This window comes from Candidatus Nitrososphaera sp. 86-2 (genome assembly GCF_056726185.1).
In genome coordinates this window covers 290,456-312,357 of sequence record NZ_JBWZON010000001.1, presented here as the reverse complement: position 1 = coordinate 312,357, position 21,902 = coordinate 290,456, and the positions used below count along the sequence as shown (strand labels likewise).

Genomic DNA, 21,902 nt, shown 5'->3' with positions numbered 1-21,902 from the left:
TTGTCAGAACAGTTTTAGCTGAGCTCTCAGCTAGCTTGCGCGAGCTGTGGTAAAATCAAGCTTTTCCCTGGCAGCAATCTATTAATCCTTTGCCAGAGCTGAAAAGGGTTGCTTGTCGTCGTCAACAGCGGGAGCAAAAAAGAGCGACCTTGCCAGCCTGATGTGGACTGAAAAGTACCGGCCGCATAAACTTGAGGACGTTGTCGGCCAGAAGGACATCATAAAGGGCATTTCAAATCTTATAAAAGGCCGCGACCTGCCGCACATGCTGTTCTCCGGGCCCGCCGGCGTGGGCAAGACCACGGCCGCGCTCTGCATAGTGAAGGAGCTGTTCGGTCCAAGTTGGAGAGACAACGTGCTCCAGCTCAACGCGTCCGACGAGCGCGGGATAAAGATGGTGCGCGAAAAAGTCAAAGAGTTCACCAGATGGGGCTCTCCTACCGGCGAGCAGGAGACAAAAGAGCTCTTTAAAATAATAATCCTAGACGAGGCCGACGAGATGACATCGGAGGCGCAGACTGCCCTGCGCAGGATGATGGAAGACGGCGCAAGGACTACTCGCTTTATCATCATTTGCAACTATTTGTCGCAGATAATCGAGCCCATACAGAGCAGGTGCGTCGTTTTCAGGTTCACGCGCCTGCCAAAGGAAGTGGTGCTAGAGCACATGGAAGAAATTGCAAAGAAAGAACAAGTCAAGTACGACGAAAAAGCCCTTGCCCACATCTACGAAGCCACGGGCGGGGATATGCGCCACTCGATAAACATCATGCAGGCAGCTGCAGGCATGGGCGCGATAAATTCCGCCAACGTGACTTCTGCAATCGGATTGTCGGGCAGGTCCAAGGTGGGCGACGTGATGAAGCTTGCCCTTGCCGGCAAGTTCAACGACGCCCGCGCAAAACTCTTGGAGCTGACGCAGGTGTACGGCATGTCTGAGGGCGACTTTATGAAATATGCAAGCCAGGAGGCGTACGAAATGAAGCTGGAAAACCCCGGCGAGCTTGCAGAGGTCATGGCCGAATACGACTACAGGCTGGCTTCGGGCGCGCACCCGGAGATACAGATGGCCGCGCTCTTGGCAAAACTTGGAAAACTGGGCAGCAGTAGCAACAAGAAGGACTCTGGCTAGTTATTAGTATTCTTCCTCAAACTCTTCGCCCGACTCTTCTTCCTCTACTTCCTCAAAGTCCTCTTCGAGCTCCTCGCGCTCTTCTGCGCTCTTGTAGGGAAGGTCGGCTTCGCCGGGCGCGCCGCATACGGGGCACTTGAACTCTATCGTCTGGCCCTCAAGGTCGAGAGGGAATTCCTTCTGGAATACCTCGTCGCATTTCGAGCACACAAGCGTAGTCTGTATGTTGTCTTGGCTGAACTTGTGCGCCTGCACCCGGAAAGAAGTGTTGGCCAATATTCGACTTGGTATAGGAATGCTGCTTTTTTATAAGCGTTCGTGTCCCCGCCTCTGGCATCTCGTGCAGGAACGCAGGTCAGCGGTGACTTACCTGATAAGGTTGCAATGACGTACTTGGTAAGTTATTACTACTGTATTTAAATATCATCGCTCCCATTATAATGGCATGACAATTACCAGAACCATCAAGAAAATAGTAAACAGCGTCTCGACGATGGAAGGCGAAGGCTTTCTCGTCAACAGATCGTTTCCCACGAACGCGCTGATGCAGTTTGACCCGTTCCTGCTCCTCGACGAGATGGGCCCAAAGGAGTACGGGCCGGGAGAGGCCAAGGGCGCGCCGGACCACCCCCACCGCGGGTTTGAGACCGTCACTTACCTGCTTGAAGGCAGCTTCCAGCACAAAGACTCTAACGGCAACGCTGGCCGGCTTGGGCCCGGCGACGTGCAGTGGATGACTGCCGGCGCAGGCGTGGTCCACTCGGAAATGCCTGAAAAAGAGTTTGCCAAAGTCGGAGGCCGGCTGCACGGGTTCCAGCTGTGGGTCAACCTCCCAAAACAAGACAAGATGACCAAGCCCCGCTATCAGGATGTCCGCTCGGCGGATATACCGGTCGCAGGCGCAGAGGGTACAAGCGTGCGCGTGATAGCAGGCGAGGCGCTTGGCAAAAAGGCCGTCATCGACACGCGCACTCCGATAATGTACCTGCACTATACACTAAAGCCGGGCGCAAAGGTCGAGCAGCAGGTGCCCCGAGAATACAACGCGTTTGCGTACGTGGTCGAAGGCGAGGGCGAGTTTGGGAGCAAGAGAGCAAGGCGCGGTCAGATGGCGATATTTGAGCGCGACGGAGACAGCGTGGCAATTGCCGCCCCAAAGGACGCGGCCTCTGACCTGAGCGTGCTCTTGATAGGAGGAGTCCCGCTGAACGAGCCGGTCGCCCGGTACGGGCCGTTTGTCATGAACACGCAGGAGGAGATCTACCAAGCCATAGAGGACTATCAGCAAGGGAGGTTTGGCAAGATCGGCTTTTAGGCTGCTGCAGGCTGGCTAGGTAGCTCCGGCCGCAAGGGCCCGTTCGGCGTCCTGCTCGCCTTCTTTTATCAATTTCTTGATTGTGGCTATCGAGAAATCGGCGTCTTCGAATATGAACGGGACATCCTCCTTGCGCTCTATTTTCACCACGTTTTCGATTATCGCCCCGCGCGCGCGGGCGACGCGCTGGTACCTCTTTTCAATCTTGGCGAACCTGTCCTTCTTGCCGTCGTCGTCGAGTGGCATGTCGCTGATTAACTCGTACATGTCGCGCAAAAGCTCCAGATAGCGCTTCACTGCCTTTGACATCTTGATGTTGTGCTCGGTCCTGTCGGCGTACATGATGTCCCTTGCCCGGTGCAGCGAGTCAACCATGCTCTCCGGCAGGCGGTCCTGGTACTTGGGAAACAGGTTGACAATATAGACGCGCTTGTCGCTTCTTGGCGACTGGGCTATCACTTCGCGAAGGGGCGTGTTGCTCATCAGGCTCCCGTCCCACAGGTAACGGCCGTCCACCTTTGTCCACGATATCCCGTAAAACGGATAGCCAGCGCAGGCGACCAAGCGTTCTACAGTCATGCGCTCGCGGTGGCTGTCAAACACCACGGAATCGCTCTTTTGTATGTCAGTCGCAGTCACTATGAGCCGGGGCAGGCTGCGGGTGGAGAGCTTTTCAAAGTCGATGTAGCTTCCAAGCGTAGATTTCAACGGGCCCAAGTCGTACAAATGCGGCGAGTTTGGCAGAAACGGCCACGTTGGCGCAAACATCCTGGCGTTACCGTACGTCGCGCTGTACATCCACGCGGCCACGCTGCGCGCCGAGTCTGAGAGCATGATTGGAGTCACGTACTCGGCGATATGCAGCCAGAAATCTTCAAGGTCTTTTGCAGGCTGGCCGGTCTTTGAGCCGGCTATGATGCCGGCGTTGATGGCACCTATCGACGTGCCGGCGACGATGTCGAATTTTACGCCGTGGCGCTCCAGCACCTTGTACACGCCGCACTCGTACGCGCCAAGCGACCCTCCGCCCTGCATGACAAGGACGGTCTCAAAGGCATGTTCAAGATCTTCTTTGCCAGAATTGCTCAACGTCTTACTTATCTGCTCTTCGCGCTATAAAGGGTACGCCCTGGGCAGGCAGGCGCGTTTGGGTAAAATTATTTATCAACACAGAAATTTATCCCGGAACGTGGAAGAAGAGAAAAACCCAAAACGCTACAAGATTCTTTTGGCCGCTGTCGTTCTGATTGCAGGATTTTTCGCGGCGACTTTTGCAGCCAGCAGCAGCCTGACAAGCAACGCCTCTGCCCAGATCGCGCCAGCAGGAAACGACAAGATGGCAGGAGAAGGAGGAGAAGAGGAGGAAAAGACTCTGACGGTTTCAGGCTCGGCATCTGTCAAGGTACAGCCCGACAAGGTCCAGCTTGTTTTTGCAGTCGACACCAGAGAAAAGACTGCTAGGACGGCACTTGACTCTAACGCGGCAACCATAAACGCGGTCCTTGATGCCCTTGAAGCGGCAGGGGTCAAGAAGAACGAAACTAGCACCGCGGATTTCAACATCAACTCTGTCTACAACTATTCCTCACAAGGAGAGTTGCAGAACCTGACCGGCTACACGGTGACCAACTCGGTGCTTGTGTCGAGCTCCAACCTCAACAGTGTATCAAGGTGGATCGACGCGGCGGTAAGCGCGGGGGCCAACAGGATAAACGGCGTCTATTTCCAGCTGTCGGCTGAAAAGGCGGCAGAAATGCGCGACGGCCTGATAACAAATGCAATCAAGGACGCCCGGAACAAGGCGGACCTCGCGGCAGGCGCGGTGGGTCTGAAGGTCGTCGGGGTAAAGTCGATGACGGTAAACGACTACTATGGGTACGTCTCTGGCCCGTACGCATCAAAGTTCACGCTTGCAGTCGCGGACCCAAGCGCCACGCCGATAATCGCTGCAAATCAGGACGTCTCTGCCAGCGTAAACATAGTCTACCTGCTCGGGTGACGGGTAGGCAGAGCATTTTCTTTTTTTCCTGAAAAATGGTTCCTAGTGACCGGGTCTATACCTGCTCGGCCGTCCTTGCACGGCTAGGCGTCAGGGCAGAAATAGGTGCGCTCCAGGTACTTGGGCGTGCCGCTCTGGTAGTAGGGTTTTACCCAGCGGTCATCTCCCTTGAGGTAGCCAGCCTCCGGGTCCGAGCCTTCCGGCCCTCTTTCTTTGACAATCGACCGGAAATAATAATGCATGAACAGCCTCATGAACTCGCTCAGATAGACGTCTGCGGCGTACTTGCTTCCGCGGATCACCAGCATGTTTTCGTCGTTGTTCTTGGTCGACGCGTCGCTAAAGTTTGCCGAGCCGGTTATCACCACGGGGTCGCTGCCAAGCGGGTCTATGAGCATGTACTTTGTGTGGACGTACTTGACATGTTCGTTGAACCCTGTAAGGTGTTCCTGGAGCCACCTCTCAAAGGTGTTCTCAGGTATCAGGCTTCCCACGACTATCCTGTTGAACTTGTTTTCGCGCAGCGCCTGCATATGGTCGTCTGGCGCCTCTAGGAGCATGTAGCTTAGGTCGGTCCTGCTTGCAAGCGCCTGCTCGAACAGCTTGTTGACGCCAAAGGCCGCGGTAAAGAACACGGGCGCGCCGATGTTCATGCGCGAAGCGTACCACTGCAGCGCGCCAAGGCCGGTCCGCGGGCTAAAGATCTCGATGACGGCATCCTCCGGCGGGTCTGTGGCCGGGACGGGTGAATTGCTGTCGTCCCACTTGCGGAGCGCCTTGGCATCAGGGTCGCCGTAAAGCTGTTTCCAGTATTCCAGGTATGCGCTAGCCACGTCCTTTCTGCGCACGATGTGGCCGACGTTAGAGTGGCCGAAAATCCCTCCGCGAGTAATGTTGGTAGAGCCTGTCCAGACCTGCACGGGCTCGCCGTCATGCAAGAGCACAATGAACTTGTTGTGCGATATGTACGAGGGGTCCTTTGTACGCCCCTTGGTGTTTGCGGCCCCTATCCCGGCGCTGTCCAGGGCGTCGGTGTTGGCCTTCCACGGCCCTTGCGGATAGTCGGGCGACTCGTTCTGGCCTTTCCTGTCGTCAAACACTACGAGGACGTCGGCCCCGCGGTCTATTGCCGCTTTGAACTCTTTAAGGACGGGCTGGTACTGGAACTCGTACACCGCCGCGCGCAGGCCCCAGCTTGCGTCCTGCGCCTGCTGTATGAACGCCACCATCGCCTCTTCCAAGCCCCGGGACAGCCACGTGTACGCGGCCTGGCCGGCCTCGTCCGGCCTTTTGCCGGGGAACTTTTTCTCATAAGCCTGTGAGCCGGCAACGCCGCGGTTAAAGTATATCGCATGATCGCCTACGTCTTCGCTTTCCATGGAAAAAGTTACTGACACGTCCTCCGATTCGGTCAGGTTTCCCGGCTGGCCGCGCATGGCCACCACCCTGTACGTGTACCTGTGCCCCTTGCGCGCGGTATAGTCGCCCCACAGAAAAGCCTGCACGGGGTGCTCGTTGGTCGGGACCAGAGCGCCTCTAGGCAGATTGGCGTTCTTGAATGCCTTGAAGCCTTCCAGCCAGTCAAGTTTATCGCCATTGTCGTGGTCGGTGCGCTGTATGCCAAAGCCGAACACGCCGGCCGTACGCGCGCTGTCCATGTTTATCCCAAGCAAAACCACGTAGGTTCCTGCGACGGCTTGGACTGACATCGGTCCGCTTCTGCCTATAGCCCTCAATAGTGCTATCCCCTATTCCGGGCAGAAAAAGATTTTGTTTGTAGAAAAAGGTGAGGCACGTTGTTTAGAGACTAGTGGTCCTCAACGTCAATATCGGCTCTTTTGCCCGTCGCAGGCTTTTCAAGATCTGCACGGGACTTTCTTGCAGACTCTATGGCCTTTTTGCGCCTCGGCTGCAGCCAGAGCACGTACGCCGAGCCGGCAAGATAGACTGCAAGCAGCGCCACCTGCGCCACCACTGTCTCCAGAGTCGGGTGGATGCCGGTCATCGCCGCGAGGTTGATGTCAAGGCGCGGTATGGCTGCAACGTGCGTGGTCTCAAGCAAGCCGATTTCCTGGAACTCGCGCACCGCGTTTCCCATGAACGCGATTGACATGTACGCGCCCACGCCCATCGTGAGCCCAAACAGCACGCGCAGCGGGAGCTTTTTGCCCAGCTTGCGCACGAGAAAAGTCACGCCGATTATTATGCCCAGGCCGATGAACAGGCCGGCGGCAACGTAGAGCTCCATGTATTTCGCGTATGACAGCATGGCTTGGTAGAACAGCACGGTCTCAAAGCCCTCCCGGTACACGGTAAAGAAGGACAGCATGACAAAGACCATGACGCTCCCGGTCGTAGTCGCCTTCCACACCTTGGCCTTGACAAACTCGATCCACTTTTTCGTCTCGACCTTGTTGAGTATCCAGAAACTGACCCAGAACAGCACGCCCACCGCAGAGATGCCGGCCACAGCCTCTATGATGGAGGCGTTTGCGCCAGAGATCTCGATGAGGAACTGGGCGGCAAACCACGTTGCCGCAGTGCCGGCAAACGCAAGGACGATGCCGTAATAGACGTGTTTCTTGAAGCGTTCGTTCCTCGACGCTTCAAGATAGGTGAGGATGGCGCCTATTATGAGCGCTGACTCTAGACCTTCTCTGAATATTATGGAAAATGACGTCGAAAACGCTATCGCAGGCGCAAGCGAGCCGGTGCCCGTAACCAGTCGCTCAGACTCGTCAAGGCCGGCCCTTATCTCCACGGCCTTTGCCGCGACCGGCTCGTACGGCGAGCCTGCCTGCATCAGGTTGCGGAGCTCGGCAAACTTGATCTCCATCTCTAGCGTAAAGTCGGGGTTTATTGGCCGCAGAGGTAGCTCGATGTTTTCATAGCTGTCAAGGTACGCCGAGCGCGATGCCTGTATAGCCCCCTTGACGTCGCCGTCGCGGTATATCCTGAGCGCGTCGTCCAGCTTTGTCCTTATCTGGTCTATGTTCTGGCGCACCTCTTCCTTGGAAGAGTCTGTCGCGTCGCCCCGCTGCTTTAGCGGGCCAGAATACGCCCCGAATCCCTGGCTCAGCTCCTGAATATTGGCAAAAGAGCCGGCTGCTGCGGTCTGCGCTGTGTAGCCAGGATCATTCTTGAGGAACCCCTCTACGGTCTGCAGATTGGCAAGTATGGCGTTTACGTGGGCCTGTATGGCCGAAGGAGACTCGTGCGCCTGGATCTTTTCGCGCAGCTGCACCCTCATCTGCTGCTCCATGGTGGTCAGCAACGTGGCGTCGTGCTTTTCAAGGGGCGCCTCTAAAAACTCGAAATTGTCAAGGTACGCGGTTATTCCGTCCTGCTCGGCCTGCTTGTAGTCGCCGGACTGCACTTCGCTCACCACCTTTGCAAGGAGCGTCCTTATGGTCGTAAAGTATTGCACATAGCCGCCAGAGCCCTCGCTTTCAGACAGATTCTCCGCCAAGTCCCGCTCTATTGCGGTCTGGAGCTTGGCCACAGAGTCTGCGCTGGCCTTTTGCGCCATCGCGGCATTCATGTCTGAAAAGAACGACTCGATCTCTGTCTTTCTTGATTCTTCCATCGAGCCTACTACCGACTGGTATTTTGCATAGGCCGCATCCACGAGGCCGCCTGCGGTCTGGTAGTCGACGGGCGTCGCCAGTTTATAAGATTGCACCGCATCGCGCAACAGGAATGCCGCCACCTGCGACACGGCGTCCTCGTCCGATGCCTTGCCGGTTTTTGCGCCCAGCGAGTCAAGCAGGGCGTATATCTTGGCTGCCTGCTCTTTTGCCTGCCCTGCCGTTAGCGTGCCGTCTTTTATCTGAAAGGCATAGTCCGTCAGGGCGGATTCCAGTTGCCCAGTAGAGCCGGCGTCAAGCGCGATCAGCTGGCTCTTGATTGACGGGAATATTGTAGTGTGAGAGATGAATGCGTGGGAAAACGCGCCATCCCTGTCGCCTGTCTGCAGGATGTTCTCGGCGAGCTGGACTTGTGCTCTCATGCGCTCCAGATTCACAAGAGCCACGACTGCGTCTGAATCGCCCTGCTGTTGTTGTTGCTGCTGTGCAAGGGCGGGCCGTACAGCCACGCCAACGAGAAGGGCAAGTAATACCGCTATAATGATATTCCTGGTTTCCATTGTTGTCAACCACCACTACTACCAACTGTCACGCGCGTCAAAGACACAATTAGGCTTACCTAATTCGTGACTATATTTAAACCATCTTTGCGTAAAAAGGAAGAAGAAAAAGAGTGTGTGCTCTGGCTTTTATCTCGAAGCCATCGCAATTCTTTCTTGCTCGTTCTTTTTCTTGACGGCGTGGCTGGCCATGTCGTTGTTTGAGGCCAGGATTATCTCCTTTGCCAGCGCCTCTTCAATCGTCTGCGGGTTGCCATATGTCGACTCCCTGACGCCCTCTGCGATGAAGCGGAGCGCAAGGTCGACCCTGCGAAGCGGGGCGACGTCCACCGACACGTGGTAGACCACACCTCCGTACACAATTCGGGTCGTGTCCTCGTTTGGCGAAGAGTTCTCGATAGCGCGAACGAGAAGTTCCACGGGGTTCTTGCCCGTTTCAAGGTGGATGATGTCAAAGGCGGTGCGGACCATGTTGAGCGAGCGCGCCTTTTTGCCTCCCATCCTGCCTGTGTTCTTGGCATATTTCTTGCCGAAATGCATCATCTTGTTTGCGAGCCTCTCGACGATGTTGACGTCGGCCTTTTTCAGGCGCTGGTGCTCGTGCCTTCCAAAGGTGTTCGGGAGGACTGCCGGCTTTAGCGAAATCGCCGTCTTTAATCCCGGGTCGTTTATCTCGATTTCCTTGGTCTCCCACTTGTTGAAAAGCGTGATTGTAACCTGCTCTTTTCCGCTCATCTTCTCGGCTTCTCCTTTCTGCCATATACGAGCTCTTTGAGCGAAACGCCGTTTACCTTGAACACCTGCCACCTGACACCGGGGATGTCGCCCATTGCGCCACCCATGGAGCCGCCGATGCCCTCGACCATGACCTCGTCGTGCTCGTCGACAAAGTTGAGAGCGCCGTCCCTCGGGAGGAAGGCGGTGACGGACTTGCCGTTCTTTATCAGCTGCACCCTGACGCACTTGCGCACGGCAGAGTTTGGCTGCTTTGACTCGATGCCTACTTTTTCCAGCACAATGCCCCTTGCCTGCGGCGCGCCCTCTAGCGGGTTCGCCTTTTTGTCAAGCATAAGCATACGTCTCTTGTAATACTTGTCTGCCCACCTGCCGCGGCTCTTCTTCGTCCTGAGCACGCCGCCGGCAAACAATCCTAGTGGAGATTTACCCATTATTCATATTCACCCTGTTTGTTATCTGCTGTTCCGGGCTTACGATCAGGACACTGGATATATGGAAGTATCGCTTTGCCAAAAGCCTGGCCTTCTCGGCGTTTCTCCCTTCCCTGCCTACCACGGCGCCCTTTTTCTTGGCGTCGACGGTGACTACGGCCTGCTTGCTTCCGTCCATCCTTTCTGAGATGCGCACGTCCGACACCATGTCGGCATTGAGCATGTTGCGGATAAACTCGGCAGGATCTTCCGAGAACTCGACGAGCTCGACCTTGCGGCCCACGACCTGCTGCAGCTGCTTTATGGTGGCGCCACCCTTGCCGATTGCAAGGCCCATCTGGCCCTTGTTCACAACAAATATGACGCGGTCCATCTTGTCGTCAACTATGCAGTCGCGCGCAGACGCGCTTGTCACGCTTCCAAAGAGCGAGATCAGGCGCAGCTCGTCAGAGGTCAGCTTTATTTCCGTCATATTCAGTTTGCCCCTCTGGCGTAGAGCCTTCTTCCTTCTTCAACAGACAAATACAAGCTGAGCACTGTCCCGAAGGTCAATTTAAGTCTTGGCGCCTCGGTAGAACAAAAGTAGCGAAAAGGAAAAGAAAAGAGGGTCACTTGCCCTTTTCAGACATCACGGCCGTAACCTCGGCGTCGGTCGCGCCCTTGATGGCAATCGCCGTGACGCGGAAGGGCTTGTTGCAGAGCTTGCCGAGCTGCACCGAGTTGCCGTCAAACTCGTAGATGGCAACACCGGCGGACTTTGTCTGCTCGTCAAGTTTTGCCCTGTCGCCGGCGTCAAGCGACTTTGAAACTATCACCAGCTTGGAACTCTTGGCCGACTGGAGGACTTCCTTCACTCCACTCTTGTACTTGTTGGCCGCTACTGCGTCTTTGATTACTTTTTCTATTGTCTTCATTCTTGTTCTTTACCTTCCTTGACCTTCATATAGAGGTCAACCATTCCGGTGCCGACGGGTACGGTGGCACCTACTATAACGTTTTCTGTCACGCCCCGCAGCGTCTCCACCTGGCCTTCAAGCGAGGCCCTTGCTATCGTTGGGACCGTGATTTCAAACGCCGCCCTTGCGAGCACTGATGTCTTTGTCCCTGCGATACCATGGCGACCGATCTGCTGGAGGTAGCCCTTTGATGTCATCAGGTCTGCAACCAGCATGATGTGGCGCACGTCGACTTCGAGGCCCTGCTCTTCAAGGGTGTTTGTGACCTCTTTTACAAGCGCCGTCCTTGCAGCTTCGATGCCGAGCGTCTGCCAGATCTCGTAGACGTTGTTGGTGGCAATTCTTGAAGTGTCCACGCCGTCTACCAGCACCACCTTGGCAAGGTTAGAGCCGGCAGTCTGGATGACCCACTCCTCGTCCTGCTTGACAATCGTGACGCGCTCGATGTCCGGCACGCCTTTTACCCTCGTGTTCAAGAGCTTGTTCTTTAATGTGAGCAGTGTCTGCGCATCTGGCTCGTCGGGCACGCTGACCTTGATAGAGCGCTTGCTTTCGCTCATCTTGACCTCGTATTTCTTCTTGGTGCCTTCTAGAACTGCATTGGCCTCTTCAAGCGTGCATCCGCGCTCGGCGAGCTTGGCCTCAGAGAAGTAGAATGTGAGCACGCCGGAATAGTCGGTCTCGGATTTCTCGATCAGGTCGCCTACCTGCGTGAACAGGATTTCACGCGCTACTTCAAGGGCCTTTTCGCGCGAACCGCGATGTGACTCGTCAAGGTAGATGTCCATCGTTGGCGTCACCGGCTTTTTGCGCGCGTCGACGAGCTCGATGAGCCTTGGCAGGCCGAGCGTGACGTTTCGCTCCTTGACTCCTGCAAAGTGGAACGTACGCAGGGTCATCTGGGTTCCCGGCTCGCCTATCGACTGCGCCGTTACGACGCCGATCGCCTCTCCAGGCTCTGCAAGGGCCTTGTCGACCAGATCGAGCACCTTTCTCATGACCTTCTCGACACCTTCCTTGCTCAGCTTGTTCTCAAGGAGCGCCTTTTCCAGGTTGGCGCGCATCCTCGGGTTGAGGCGCGAGCCGTGCTCCTCCAGTATCTTCTTTATAGCGTCCTCGGTAGCCTTGCGCCCCTCGTCGACGATTGCTTCGGCCTCGATGAGCCTAGAGATGTTGGCCGCCTCGCCGTGGTCGCTCTTGGCAGGATCGATTCCGTCCTCGCCGTACAGGTACTGCACGATGTTGCCGTGCGGGTCCCTGACGGTCTGGTCGTATTCAATCTTCAAGTGCTCTAGCGCGTTGATGAGCCTTCTCTGCATGTAGCCGGACTGCTGGGTCCTGACTGCAGTGTCCACGAGGCCCTCGCGTCCGCCCATGGCGTGGAAAAAGAACTCTAGCGGGCTAAGGCCGTCGCGGTAGTTGGACTTGACAAAGCCTCTTGCGTCCGGGCTGGTCTCGTTTGGAACGTAATGCGGAAGGGCGCGGTTGCGGTAGCCCTTCTGGATGCGCTTGCCGCGTATAGACTGCTGGCCGAGCGCCGCGGTCATCTGGCCTATGTTAAGTGTCGATCCTCTTGCGCCGGTGGATGCCATGATTATGCCAGAGTTGTTGTCCGGAAATGCCCTGTCTGCGGTCCTGCCTGCGCGGTCGCGGGCGCGGGACAGCTCATTGACGACGTACAGTTCCAGCGCCTCTTCTGCCGACAGACCCCTTGTGAGTGGAAGCGAGCCGTCGCGGTACTGCTGTATCAGCTCGTGGACCTTGTCGTAGGTCTTTTGGATTGTGTCGGCTATCTCCTGTCTAGTCTCTGGTGACAGCCAGAGGTCGGAGTAGCCGTACGTGAACCCGCGGTGGGTGATGTACGTCTTTAGCATTATCAGGATAGAGTCAAGGAATTTTCTCGCCACGTCGGTGCCATAGTCCTTTGCTATCCTGTGCAGGACAGAGTCGGGCTCTTCTGCGCCAATCGACGCCTTGTCGATTACGCCGGAGATTAGCTGTCCGTTCTTTATCACGACATCCTTGCCCTCTCCCTTGGCCGCCTTGTTCCATTTGCTGGTGATGACAAAGTTAAAGTCCTTTGGCAGGAACAGCGAGAACAGCTGGCGCCCGCTGTACAGTTTCTGCCCGTCCTTTGTCACCGCCGGCTCTGGCAGCGGTCCCTTGTAGCCGCCGACAAGCGCCAAGTTTGCAAATTCGTCGCGGGTGAGAACAGTCTCGTCGCGTGTCAGCATGAATGCGCCGGTGATAAAGTCTCGGATGCCTCCGATGATCGGGCCTCCATAGCGCGGAGATATGAGCTGGTCCTGTACGCGCATCAAAAGCGTGGCTTCTGCGCGCGCTTCTTCGCTCTGCGGCACGTGGAGGTTCATCTCGTCTCCGTCAAAGTCGGCGTTGTACGGCGGGCATACTGCGGGGTGCAGGCGGAACGTGCGGTACGGAAGCACCACCACGGAATGCGCCATGATTGACATCCTGTGCAATGAAGGCTGGCGGTTAAAGATGACGATGTCGCCGTCTGACAGGTGGCGCTCGACGACATAGCCGGGCGCAAGCGAGTCCGCGATTGTTTTCCTGTCGGTGACATAGTCGAGCCTAATCTTGACGCCGTCAGGCCTGATGATATAGTTGGCGCCGGGGTACGTGTTGGGGCCGTTTGTCACCAGCGCCTTGAGTTTCTCAAGATTCCACTGCGACACGGTCTCTGGAATTGTCAGCTTTTTAGCAACATCAGTAGGCACGCCCACGTTGGATATCGTAAGGTTGGGGTCCGGCGAGATGACGGTCCTGCTCGAAAAGTCGACGCGCTTGCCGGAAAGCGAGCCACGGAAGCGGCCTTCCTTTCCCTTCAGCCTCTGCGTCAGCGTTTTCAGCGGCCTGCCCGACCTGTGGTGGGCTTGCGGTATGCCGGACACTTCGTTGTCAAAGTACGTTGTGACGTGGTATTGCAAGAGGTCTACTAGATCCTGTACGATGAGCGGCGGCGTCCCTGCCTCCTTGCTCTCCTTGAGGCGCTGGTTGACGCGTATGATGTCGACCAGCTTGTGGGTCAGGTCATCCTCCGACCTGATGCCTGTTTCTAGTATGATCGACGGCCTGACGGTCACCGGCGGGACTGGCAGCACCTGCAGCACGAACCACTCTGGCCTTGCGGTCGTCGGGTCGTAGCCTAGCAGCATCAAGTCCTCGTCTGGCACGTGGCTCAGGCGCTCGCGGATAGTGATCGGAAGCAGCCTGTTCTCGCCTGCCTCGGTTCTTTCCACGAATATAGTCGGCTTTGTGAATATCAGGTCGTACTGTTCTTTGCCGCAGTGCGGGCACGACTTGACCTTCTTGGCCTTTTCTATTATCTCGTCACGGATGTTTTCAAGCGTGATAACGGCGTATGGCGCCTTGCTCTCGCGGATTGCCTTGTAGTGCGCCAGCTCTTCAGGATCGAGCTTTATCCTGTTGCACGACCTGCACGTGGTGAGCAACAGCTTGTGCACGTCGTCGACAAAGGCGATGTGCAGCACCGGCTCGGCAAGCTCGATGTGGCCAAAGTGACCCGGGCACTTGGCAGAGGTGTTGCCGCACGTGGCGCACTTTTGCCCCGGCTCCAGGGTTCCTAGCCTGTTGTCCATCAGGCCGCCCTGCACGGGCATACCGTCCTCGTCGTACGTCTCTGGCGCAGTGACTTCTGCGACCGAGAACTTGCGCACTTCAGTTGGCGACCAGACGCTGAACTTTATTCCACCGAGAATCTTGGCTGATTCTTCCATCATTGTTATCTCCCCCTCTCCTTACACCTTCTCCTTGGCTATCAGCCTTGGAGCGACGTTGAGGCTCATCATCTCCTGCAACAGGAGCTTGAACGCGTACGCGATTACGACGGACGAGATCTTGGCCTTTTCTCCGCACACGCGGCAGACGTATCTGCGCTGCTTGACGTCATAGTACGCAAGCAGTCCGCACCTTTCGCAGACGTTGACCTCCGCCTTGTCCGACTCTTCAAGCAGACGATCTTTTAGCATCATGGACGCGCCATATGCGATAAGGCAGTCGCGCTCCATCTCTCCGAACCTGAGCCCTCCACCACGGGCGCGGCCCTCTGTCGGCTGCTTTGTCAGCATTTGCACCTGTCCGCGGGCGCGACTGTGAATCTTGTCTGCGACCATGTGGTGCAGTTTCTGGTAGTATACGACGCCGACATAGACGTCCGCAGGGAAGCGCCTGCCGGTCCTGCCGTCGTACATCACTTCCTTGCCTGTATACTTGAAGCCGTACTGCTCCATTGCGCCCTTGATGTCGTCCAGTTTCTCGCCAAGGAACGCCGAGCCGTCCGCGATTTTGCCGCGCAATGATGCGGCTTTACCGCCGAGCGACTCCATGAACATGCCGACGGTCATCCTGGATGGGAACGCGTGTGGGTTAATCATTACGTCTGGCACAAGGCCGTCCTCGGTGTACGGGACGTCTTCCTGGTTGACCAGCATTCCGACGACGCCTTTCTGGCCGTGCCTTGAGGCAAACTTGTCGCCGATCTCTGGAATGCGCATGTCGCGGACTCTGATCTTGTACATCTTGCCGCCCTCCACCGACTGTGTTATGATGACGGTGTCGACGACTCCGTTTTCAGATGGCCTGACGCCGACCGAAGTGTCGCGCCTGTACGGGCCCTTTACTTCAAACTCTTTGTACTCCTCCATGAACCTTGGTGGAGAAGTCCTTCCGATCAGTATGTCACCGCCGTTGACCACGGCCTCGTGCATGATTGCGCCGTCTGCCTCCAGAAGGCGGTACGCCTTTTCGCCACGGTATCCGCGGATGTTGGCGTCGGCCTGCGGGAGCTCAAACGTGTCCTTCATGCCGCCAGGGTATTGTTTCGCTTCAGCCTCATAGATCCTGTAAAAGAACGTCCTTCCAAGCCCGCGGTCGACTGACGACTTGTTGAACACGACTGCGTCCTCGATGTTATAGCCTTCAAACGGAAGCACCGCAACGACGCAGTTCTGGCCCGTCGGGCGGTCTTCAAGTCCAAGCAGGTTTATTGCCTTAGTAGAGACGACAGGTATCTGCGGGTAGAGCATGAAATGCTGGCGCACGTACGTGCTTGCGTTCATCAATGGAGTAGAGAACCCAAGCGATTGCTTGGCCATCGCGCTCTCGTACGTGTTTCTTGGCGACTGGTTGTGCTCTGGGTACGGGATGATTGAAGCGCCGACTCCAAGGATTGCGGAGGGGAATATCTCCAAGTGCGTATGCTTGCCTGTTTCCACCTTCTTTGGCTCCATCGCCACGTACGAGTTTTCCTCCTCGTTTGCGTCGACCAGCTCGATGACTCCCATGTAGAGAAGGTCCATCCACGACAGGAACTTCTTGGACACCTTTTCGATTATCTCCATCGTGACAAGCGGCTTGCTGTCCTTCAGAACGACGAGCGGGCGCATGACCCTGCCGGCGTTGCAGCTGATGTACAATCTCTTGGTCGCGTTCTCGTTTTGCGAGCTATAGAGGTAGATGCCGACGTGCGGGTGGACCTTGCCGGACCTCCTCATGCTCCTGAGGGTCTCTGCGAGAACGTCGCCCTTTTCCACGTAACCGATCAGCCTGCCGTCGACAAAAACCCTCGTGCCGGCAGCGCGTAGCTTCTCATTTGCCTCGTCCACGTTCTGGACTCCAAGTTCATAGAGTTTCTCTGTGACTTCGGCAGAAAGCACGTTTACGGAAATGATTGCAGAAAGCGCGAGGTTCTTGACCAGTCCGCAGTTGGAACCTTCAGGAGTCTCTGCGGGACATATCCTGCCAAAGTGCGTCGCGTGCAGGTCGCGTGCCTCAAAGTTGGGCTGGCTCCTTGACAGCGGTGATTGTATCCTGCGCAGGTGGCTGATCGTTGACATGTAGTTTGTCCTGTCCAGTAACTGCGTCACACCGACGCGGCCACGGCCCCAGTTGCCCGTTGCGATGGCGTTGTTTAATTTGTCAGAGACGATTCCCGGCCTCACGGCTGCTGCAACGGCGTTGATGCCGCGTTTCTGGCCGGAGCGCTCTAGCTGGTACTTCATGTCGCGGATGAGGTTGCGGAACGCGGTGCGGAACAGGTCTGCAAGCATCTGGCCGGCAAACTTGATGACCTTGTTGCCATAGTGGTCCTTGTCGTCTGCCTCTATCCAGCCAAGTTTCAATTCGATAAGCTTGCTTGCGGCCTCGCCGAGGAACAGCGCCTTTTCGTGCCTGTTCTCAGGGTTCTTGCCAATGTGCGGGAGAAGTCCCCAGTCAAGCAGGGTCTCGGCGCGCTTTATCTGGAACTCTTCAAGCATACCGGGCGCGATTCTCTTTGAAATGTAGACGATTGCGTCGCGGCTTGACGCCACGTCGCCGGCCTTTTCAAACGAGGGCTCTAGCTCGTCCTGTATCAGCTCGTTGAGCGACACAGAATCAGCAATGTCCTTGTCTGCCTCCAGGCCGAGCGCGCGGATGAGCGTGATGAGTGGGATGTCGACTGGCGAGCCGGGAATCTTTGTCACAATCGAGCCGTCGGGGCGCATGATGAGCTCCAGTTTTGCACGGTAGCCGACTATGGATGAATACACTTTGGCCTTGTACAGGAGCGTGCCCGTCGTTTCCTCGGTGTCGACGATAATCTTGTTGTACGACAGGTCTTCCAATCCAACGATGACGCGCTCTGAACCGTTGATGACAAAGTATCCGCCAGGGTCGCGTGGGTCTTCGCCGTATTCGACCAGCTTGACCTCAGGCAGGTTGTGCAGGATGCACGTGTTGGACTTGACCATCACCGGCATGTCGCCGATGTGGATAAAGCGGGATTCAAGTATCTTGCCGTCCTCGACGACGGAGCATTCGAGCATTATAGGAGAAGCATACGTCAGGTTGCGCAGGCGCGCCTCCATAGGCGCGACATGCGTGATAGAGCCGTCAAGCTCCATTATCCTTGGCTGCTGCAGTTTTACCTTGCCAAGTTTTATCTTGTACGGGTATTCGGCGGTCTCGATTTCAATCTCGCCCACTTCGTCGATGATGCTTTGCAGTCCGCGTTCCATGAACTCGTTATAAGAGTTCAGGTGCTGGCGCGCGACTCCCTCCCTTCTCAAAATATCATTGATAATAGGCCACATCTCGATAGAATTCTCTATCATCTCGAGTACTCACCCTTCCACCACGTAGCGGTAATATACACTTTCACCCGCAGTCGGGCTCTTTCTCGTGATCTTGATGATGTCGCCCGGCCTCACGTCCAAGTCTTCGATGGCCTTGTCGCTCATCAGGATGTAAGGGAGCTGGCCCGGCTTGGCGTTGTATTTTTTCAACACCTCTTCAGCCTCCGCCTTGGGGATTATCTCGTGCTTTGGCTGGTACACATGGTTTGTTATCTTGACTACTTTCTTTTCAGACAAAGGATGCGACCTCCACGGACAATAGCTTGTGCTCAAGAGAAAACATCAAAGTCAAATTGATGAATAAAAAAATAGTATATTTAAGCATTGTGAATATTTGATCCAAAAGCCGATTTTATTTGGAAAATTGAAAAGCGTTTTTTCGCGTGGTTATCTGAAATGAGTACAAGCGTTAGAGTTCCTGCACAAAAAGGATAAATAGTAACGGAAATATAGCGTGTTAGGTGTGCATGAGGGATAATGGAGTATAAAGCGTACGCACTAATGGCAATAATGCTGGCATCTGTTGCGGCTGTCGGCACGTTTGGCGTTGCACATGCACAAAGCAGCACCGCCATAACGACAGACAAGACAGATTACAGCACAGGAGACACCATCAAAGTCTCTGGAAAACTTAGCACAGCACCAACAGGACAACCACTACTCATTCGAGTATTCGATCCAAAAGGCAGCATTGTAAAGTTCGACCAGTTTGCCGCCAGCGCAGACGGCTCATTTACCTACTCGTTCAAGGCAGGAGGTATAATGAAGTCTAGCGGCGACTACAAGGCAACAGTCACATACAATGGTGCAGACGTTGGATCAGCAATGTTCAAGTTCACAGCAACAGGCACTGGACCATCGTCAGGCGGATGGAGCAAGATGACAATACAGCTCAAGAACGGTACGCAGGAGGTCATGTACAAGATCACCGGCGGCAAACTCATTAGCCTCGCAGGTGACTCGGACACTTCGACAATCACTGCCAAGATCAACTCGACCGCAGACGGCCAGCTGATCATCCAGATTCCAAGGACTCTCGCAGACGCCAGAGCGAATGGCCAAACAGGCAATGACACCGACTATGTAGTCTTTGTCGATGGAATCGAGGACTTTGCTGATGACGACCACGGTGCGTCCATAAGAACAGTGACTGTCCCGTTCGCGGCCCAGTCTGAACAGATCGACATCACAGGTACCTTCGTAGCGATCCCAGAGTTCGGCGCAATCGCTGCAATCGTTCTTGCAGTCGCAATCGTCGGCATCATCGTCGCCACGACAAGGTACAGCAAGTTCAGCTTCTTGCCAAAGATGTAAGGCAGGCTGGACGAGCCTCTCTTTTTCCTTTTTTTATTTTTGTCAACAACTACCGCAAGGTATACACGATTATTATTTTCTGAAAATTAGATGATGGGGCCTTCGGAGGGATTTGAACCCTCCTCAAGCGGTGTCTGCCGAGACAATTTCAGAACAGTCCACAGCCGCCTATACTCACCAGGCTATACTACGAAGGCCGCCAGTGCAATCTGCAGGAAGCACAATATATAATCGTTCGATTGCTTACTTGGAAGGCAGGAGCCCTATCCTGACCGTTTCAAGGCCCATGCCTTCTTCAAGTTTGTCTGCAAGCGCGTTCAGACCGAGCGAGTCGCCTGCAAGGTGGCCCAGGACGACAAGGTTTCCCTGTAGTTTTTCCTCGCGCATCTTTACCAGGTCGCCATAGTCAACGTGCAGGTAGATTACGGTGTCAACGCCATACTGGAAATACGCCTTGGCGATGGAATAGCCGCCGTTGGTTCCTGCCGCTATCACGAGCGCCCAGTGGCCGGCCTTGTTTTTCTCGCTTCCGTGCCTCACTTGCACGCGGGTTTCGGCGTGGCAGAATTCCGGTATTTTGCTCACAGACTCGATAATGTCAGAAATGTATTCCGTCTTGCCCGACTTTATCTTGGCAAGGATGGCCTGCCTCATGTATTCGTCGCAGGGCTGGTGTATGTTGACAAGGGGCATCTTTATCGCCCGCGCGGCTCCCACCACGTCGTCGTAGATGTTGGCGTGCGTCCTTGTCTCCACGCGCTCTTTGAGTTTCGCTGTCGCTTCCCTGGCGACCTTTCTCGGCACGCCGTGCTCTACCATGTAGTCAGTGTGCCTGTCAAAGACCTTGTAAAAGTTGATAGAGGCTACTCCTATTGGGTGGTGCGCGATGACGGCATCACACCCGAGACTTTTTGCGAGCAGTAGCTCTGCAGTCCCGACATCAACTGCTATCATCACTTTCTTGATGTTCCTGCCCTTTACGTGCACCACGCTATCGGCGGGCATCTTTTTCCATCCTGCAAGCTCTAGACCAGCCTTCATTATCTGCTCAGTATTAACACCGGACATAACGAGCCTGTGGCGCAGTGCAAAATTTAAATCTGATCCGGCCTTTTCCAACTTTATGAGCTGCTCCGACGAGTATTTCTCGCACTCGACTACAGGCGACGACAACAACTTGATACAGATAACGCCCGCAGTCAAGGAGAAGCTCAGAAAAGCCAAATATGGAGTATACAACCACTCGGCGGTGGAGCTGTGCCACTGGACGAAAAAGTCGTTTGCAAACGAGGGCACGTGCTACAAGCACAAGTTCTACGGCATATCGACGCACCAGTGCATGGAGATGACCCCTACTGCCATGAACTGCGAGAACAGGTGCGTGTACTGCTGGCGGCCGGCGGAATTCTACGATACGCTTGAAATGCCAGAGCAGATGGTGGACGAGCCTGAGGTCATCGTCCAGAACCTGATGGCCGAGCGCAAGAGGCTGATAAACGGGTTTTACGGCAGGTCAAAAAACGACAAGACCAAGCTCGACGAATCATTGCTGCCGGCACATTACGCGATCTCGCTTTCCGGCGAGCCGACCATGTACCCGAAACTGCCGCAGCTGATAAGATACCTAAAGACGTTAAAGGCCACGAAATCGATATTCCTTGTCACAAACGGCCAAGAGCCGGACATGCTGCGCAGGCTCGTACAAGAGGACGCGCTTCCGACGCAGATCTACCTTTCGACAAACGCGTCAAACAAGAAAATGTTTTTGCAGATAAACCGCCCGCGCCACAAGGACGCATGGGAACGCTGGCAGGACAGCCTGTGCTTTCTATCCACCGTTGACACAAGAACGGTGCTTCGCATGACAATAATCCGCGGATACAACGACAGCGCAGACGACATCGGGGATTTCGCGCAGGTGATGTCCGAAGGAGACCCGCATTTCATCGAGATAAAATCGTACATGCACGTGGGCATGTCCACGCAGCGCCTAGAAAAGGGCGACATGCTCAACATGGACGAGGTGCGTGCCTACGCGGACAGGCTATGCGAAAAGATGCCGGCGTTTTCAGTGATGGACGAAAGCGAGGTTTCAAGGATTGTCGTGCTGCAGAACAAAAAGCGGCATGTCGACCGCTGGATCAAGTCGTATCTTTGAGCCACCCTGCGAATTTTTCAAGCGCCTTTCTCCGGTGCGAATAGTCGTTCTTGTTTGATAGCTCCGCAAAGGTCACGTCTGCCCCTTCCGGCACGAATATCGGATCATATCCCCAGCCTCCCTGCGCGATTTTTTCAGATATTTTGCCTGCGACTTTGCCCTCAAACAACTGCAGGCTGTTGCCATCAAAAAAGGCGACGAGCGAGCGAAACGATGCAGAGCGATCTTCTCTACCTTCGAGCAGCTTCAATACCCCGGCGTTTCCAATTGTCTTGAAAACGTACGAGGAGTATTGACCGGGAAAGCCCACAAGCGCGTCGACAAACAGCCCGTCGTCCTCCACTATCACGGGCTTTTGGGTTTTTGAATATGCGCTTCTTGCCTTTTCTTTTGCAATTTCTTCAAGCGAGTCCGACTGGATTTCTACCAGTTCCAGCCGGGCAAAACTTGCGCGTATCCCCCTTGCGGCAAGTATCGACTCGACCTCGCGGAACTTGTTCTGGTTAGTGCTTGCAAACGTTACTTGCAACTGCTTTGATGCTGTTTCAGAGTGAT

Annotated in this window: 18 protein-coding genes and 1 tRNA gene; 5 read left to right on the top strand and 14 right to left on the bottom strand. The window is 55.4% G+C overall.

All coding sequences use genetic code 11. The annotated features are described in order from the left end of the window. The first annotated feature begins 112 nt into the window (after positions 1–112). Positions 113–1,132 carry a replication factor C small subunit gene (locus ACYOR7_RS01905; protein WP_479912977.1) on the top strand — a complete coding sequence of 340 codons (1,020 nt, stop codon included), beginning with the start codon at positions 113–115 and terminating at the stop codon, positions 1,130–1,132. Between the two features lie 3 nt (positions 1,133–1,135). On the opposite strand, the gene ACYOR7_RS01900 is transcribed toward ACYOR7_RS01905, so the two are convergent. After that, positions 1,136–1,408 carry a hypothetical protein gene (locus tag ACYOR7_RS01900; RefSeq protein ID WP_075054553.1) on the bottom strand — a complete coding sequence of 91 codons (273 nt, stop codon included), beginning with the start codon at positions 1,406–1,408 and terminating at the stop codon, positions 1,136–1,138. 169 nt (positions 1,409–1,577) lie between these two features. Between ACYOR7_RS01900 and ACYOR7_RS01895 the strand changes: the two genes are divergently transcribed. After that, complete coding sequence (locus ACYOR7_RS01895) at positions 1,578–2,447, top strand: pirin family protein (protein WP_294804004.1); 870 nt, start codon at positions 1,578–1,580, stop codon at positions 2,445–2,447. A 15-nt stretch (positions 2,448–2,462) separates the two neighbouring features. Here ACYOR7_RS01895 and ACYOR7_RS01890 read toward each other — a convergent pair whose 3' ends face one another. Further along, the gene (locus ACYOR7_RS01890; protein WP_294804007.1) at positions 2,463–3,536 is read right to left on the bottom strand and encodes a patatin-like phospholipase family protein; all 1,074 of its coding nucleotides are present in this window, start codon (positions 3,534–3,536) and stop codon (positions 2,463–2,465) included. Between the two features lie 100 nt (positions 3,537–3,636). Between ACYOR7_RS01890 and ACYOR7_RS01885 the strand changes: the two genes are divergently transcribed. Continuing rightward, complete coding sequence (locus tag ACYOR7_RS01885) at positions 3,637–4,446, top strand: SIMPL domain-containing protein (protein ID WP_479912976.1); 810 nt, start codon at positions 3,637–3,639, stop codon at positions 4,444–4,446. A gap of 83 nt (positions 4,447–4,529) precedes the next feature. Here the strand turns inward: ACYOR7_RS01885 and ACYOR7_RS01880 are convergent, their stop codons facing one another. The 9 genes from ACYOR7_RS01880 to ACYOR7_RS01840 form a co-directional block, all read right to left on the bottom strand. Beyond that, a complete protein-coding gene (locus ACYOR7_RS01880; RefSeq protein ID WP_479912975.1) occupies positions 4,530–6,155 on the bottom strand; it encodes a phospholipase D-like domain-containing protein in 1,626 nt (541 codons plus the stop codon). 98 nt (positions 6,156–6,253) lie between these two features. Beyond that, complete coding sequence (locus ACYOR7_RS01875; protein ID WP_479912974.1) at positions 6,254–8,593, bottom strand: FTR1 family iron permease; 2,340 nt, start codon at positions 8,591–8,593, stop codon at positions 6,254–6,256. Positions 8,594–8,722: 129 nt separating this feature from the next. Next, entirely contained in the window at positions 8,723–9,328 is a 606-nt protein-coding gene (locus ACYOR7_RS01870; protein ID WP_294804018.1) for a 30S ribosomal protein S7, read from the bottom strand. Beyond that, on the bottom strand, positions 9,325–9,762 hold the full coding sequence (locus ACYOR7_RS01865; RefSeq protein ID WP_148701301.1) for a 30S ribosomal protein S12: 438 nt from the start codon (positions 9,760–9,762) through the stop codon (positions 9,325–9,327). The genes ACYOR7_RS01870 and ACYOR7_RS01865 overlap by 4 nt, the downstream gene beginning before the upstream one ends. Further along, positions 9,755–10,234 carry a NusA-like transcription termination signal-binding factor gene (locus ACYOR7_RS01860; protein ID WP_294804025.1) on the bottom strand — a complete coding sequence of 160 codons (480 nt, stop codon included), beginning with the start codon at positions 10,232–10,234 and terminating at the stop codon, positions 9,755–9,757. Before ACYOR7_RS01860 ends, ACYOR7_RS01865 begins: the two co-directional genes overlap by 8 nt. 136 nt (positions 10,235–10,370) lie before the next feature. Continuing rightward, complete coding sequence (locus tag ACYOR7_RS01855) at positions 10,371–10,676, bottom strand: ribosomal L7Ae/L30e/S12e/Gadd45 family protein (protein ID WP_294804028.1); 306 nt, start codon at positions 10,674–10,676, stop codon at positions 10,371–10,373. Further along, positions 10,673–14,482, bottom strand: coding sequence for a DNA-directed RNA polymerase subunit A' (locus ACYOR7_RS01850; RefSeq protein WP_366137261.1), 3,810 nt, complete (start codon positions 14,480–14,482; stop codon positions 10,673–10,675). The genes ACYOR7_RS01855 and ACYOR7_RS01850 overlap by 4 nt, the downstream gene beginning before the upstream one ends. An 18-nt stretch (positions 14,483–14,500) precedes the next feature. Beyond that, positions 14,501–17,854 carry a DNA-directed RNA polymerase subunit B gene (locus ACYOR7_RS01845; RefSeq protein WP_294804031.1) on the bottom strand — a complete coding sequence of 1,118 codons (3,354 nt, stop codon included), beginning with the start codon at positions 17,852–17,854 and terminating at the stop codon, positions 14,501–14,503. 9 nt (positions 17,855–17,863) lie between these two features. Continuing rightward, positions 17,864–18,112 carry a DNA-directed RNA polymerase subunit H gene (locus ACYOR7_RS01840; RefSeq protein ID WP_294804034.1) on the bottom strand — a complete coding sequence of 83 codons (249 nt, stop codon included), beginning with the start codon at positions 18,110–18,112 and terminating at the stop codon, positions 17,864–17,866. Positions 18,113–18,352: 240 nt separating this feature from the next. On the opposite strand from ACYOR7_RS01840, the gene ACYOR7_RS01835 reads away from it, so the two are divergent. After that, positions 18,353–19,189: a PEFG-CTERM sorting domain-containing protein gene (locus tag ACYOR7_RS01835; RefSeq protein ID WP_294804037.1), complete on the top strand. Its 837-nt coding sequence runs from the start codon at positions 18,353–18,355 to the stop codon at positions 19,187–19,189. 94 nt (positions 19,190–19,283) lie between these two features. Here ACYOR7_RS01835 and ACYOR7_RS01830 read toward each other — a convergent pair. After that, positions 19,284–19,386: transfer RNA gene (locus tag ACYOR7_RS01830), tRNA-His, on the bottom strand. Between the two features lie 46 nt (positions 19,387–19,432). Continuing rightward, positions 19,433–20,257 (bottom strand): hypothetical protein, encoded by an 825-nt coding sequence (locus tag ACYOR7_RS01825; RefSeq protein ID WP_479912973.1) that lies wholly within the window; start codon positions 20,255–20,257, stop codon positions 19,433–19,435. A 55-nt stretch (positions 20,258–20,312) separates the two neighbouring features. Here ACYOR7_RS01825 and twy1 point away from each other — a divergent pair, with 55 nt between their 5' ends. Next, positions 20,313–21,347 carry a 4-demethylwyosine synthase TYW1 gene (gene twy1 / locus ACYOR7_RS01820; RefSeq protein WP_479912972.1) on the top strand — a complete coding sequence of 345 codons (1,035 nt, stop codon included), beginning with the start codon at positions 20,313–20,315 and terminating at the stop codon, positions 21,345–21,347. On the opposite strand, the gene ACYOR7_RS01815 is transcribed toward twy1, so the two are convergent. Continuing rightward, positions 21,331–21,876, bottom strand: coding sequence for an XTP/dITP diphosphatase (locus ACYOR7_RS01815; protein WP_479912971.1), 546 nt, complete (start codon positions 21,874–21,876; stop codon positions 21,331–21,333). The two genes, twy1 and ACYOR7_RS01815, sit on opposite strands and share 17 nt — an antisense overlap. Positions 21,877–21,902 lie beyond the last annotated feature (26 nt).

What these genes read in the sequence shown, in the direction of transcription:
- ACYOR7_RS01835 (WP_294804037.1), top strand. Translation starts at nt 18,353, where the DNA reads ATGGAGTATAAAGCGTACGCACTAATGGCAATAATGCTGGCATCTGTT.
- ACYOR7_RS01860 (WP_294804025.1), bottom strand. Translation starts at nt 10,234, where the DNA reads ATGACGGAAATAAAGCTGACCTCTGACGAGCTGCGCCTGATCTCGCTC.
- ACYOR7_RS01875 (WP_479912974.1), bottom strand. Translation starts at nt 8,593, where the DNA reads ATGGAAACCAGGAATATCATTATAGCGGTATTACTTGCCCTTCTCGTT.
- twy1 (WP_479912972.1), top strand. Translation starts at nt 20,313, where the DNA reads ATGAGCTGCTCCGACGAGTATTTCTCGCACTCGACTACAGGCGACGAC.
- ACYOR7_RS01845 (WP_294804031.1), bottom strand. Translation starts at nt 17,854, where the DNA reads ATGATAGAGAATTCTATCGAGATGTGGCCTATTATCAATGATATTTTG.
- ACYOR7_RS01880 (WP_479912975.1), bottom strand. Translation starts at nt 6,155, where the DNA reads ATGTCAGTCCAAGCCGTCGCAGGAACCTACGTGGTTTTGCTTGGGATA.
- ACYOR7_RS01825 (WP_479912973.1), bottom strand. Translation starts at nt 20,257, where the DNA reads ATGTCCGGTGTTAATACTGAGCAGATAATGAAGGCTGGTCTAGAGCTT.
- ACYOR7_RS01870 (WP_294804018.1), bottom strand. Translation starts at nt 9,328, where the DNA reads ATGAGCGGAAAAGAGCAGGTTACAATCACGCTTTTCAACAAGTGGGAG.
- ACYOR7_RS01855 (WP_294804028.1), bottom strand. Translation starts at nt 10,676, where the DNA reads ATGAAGACAATAGAAAAAGTAATCAAAGACGCAGTAGCGGCCAACAAG.
- ACYOR7_RS01865 (WP_148701301.1), bottom strand. Translation starts at nt 9,762, where the DNA reads ATGGGTAAATCTCCACTAGGATTGTTTGCCGGCGGCGTGCTCAGGACG.
- ACYOR7_RS01850 (WP_366137261.1), bottom strand. Translation starts at nt 14,482, where the DNA reads ATGATGGAAGAATCAGCCAAGATTCTCGGTGGAATAAAGTTCAGCGTC.
- ACYOR7_RS01895 (WP_294804004.1), top strand. Translation starts at nt 1,578, where the DNA reads ATGACAATTACCAGAACCATCAAGAAAATAGTAAACAGCGTCTCGACG.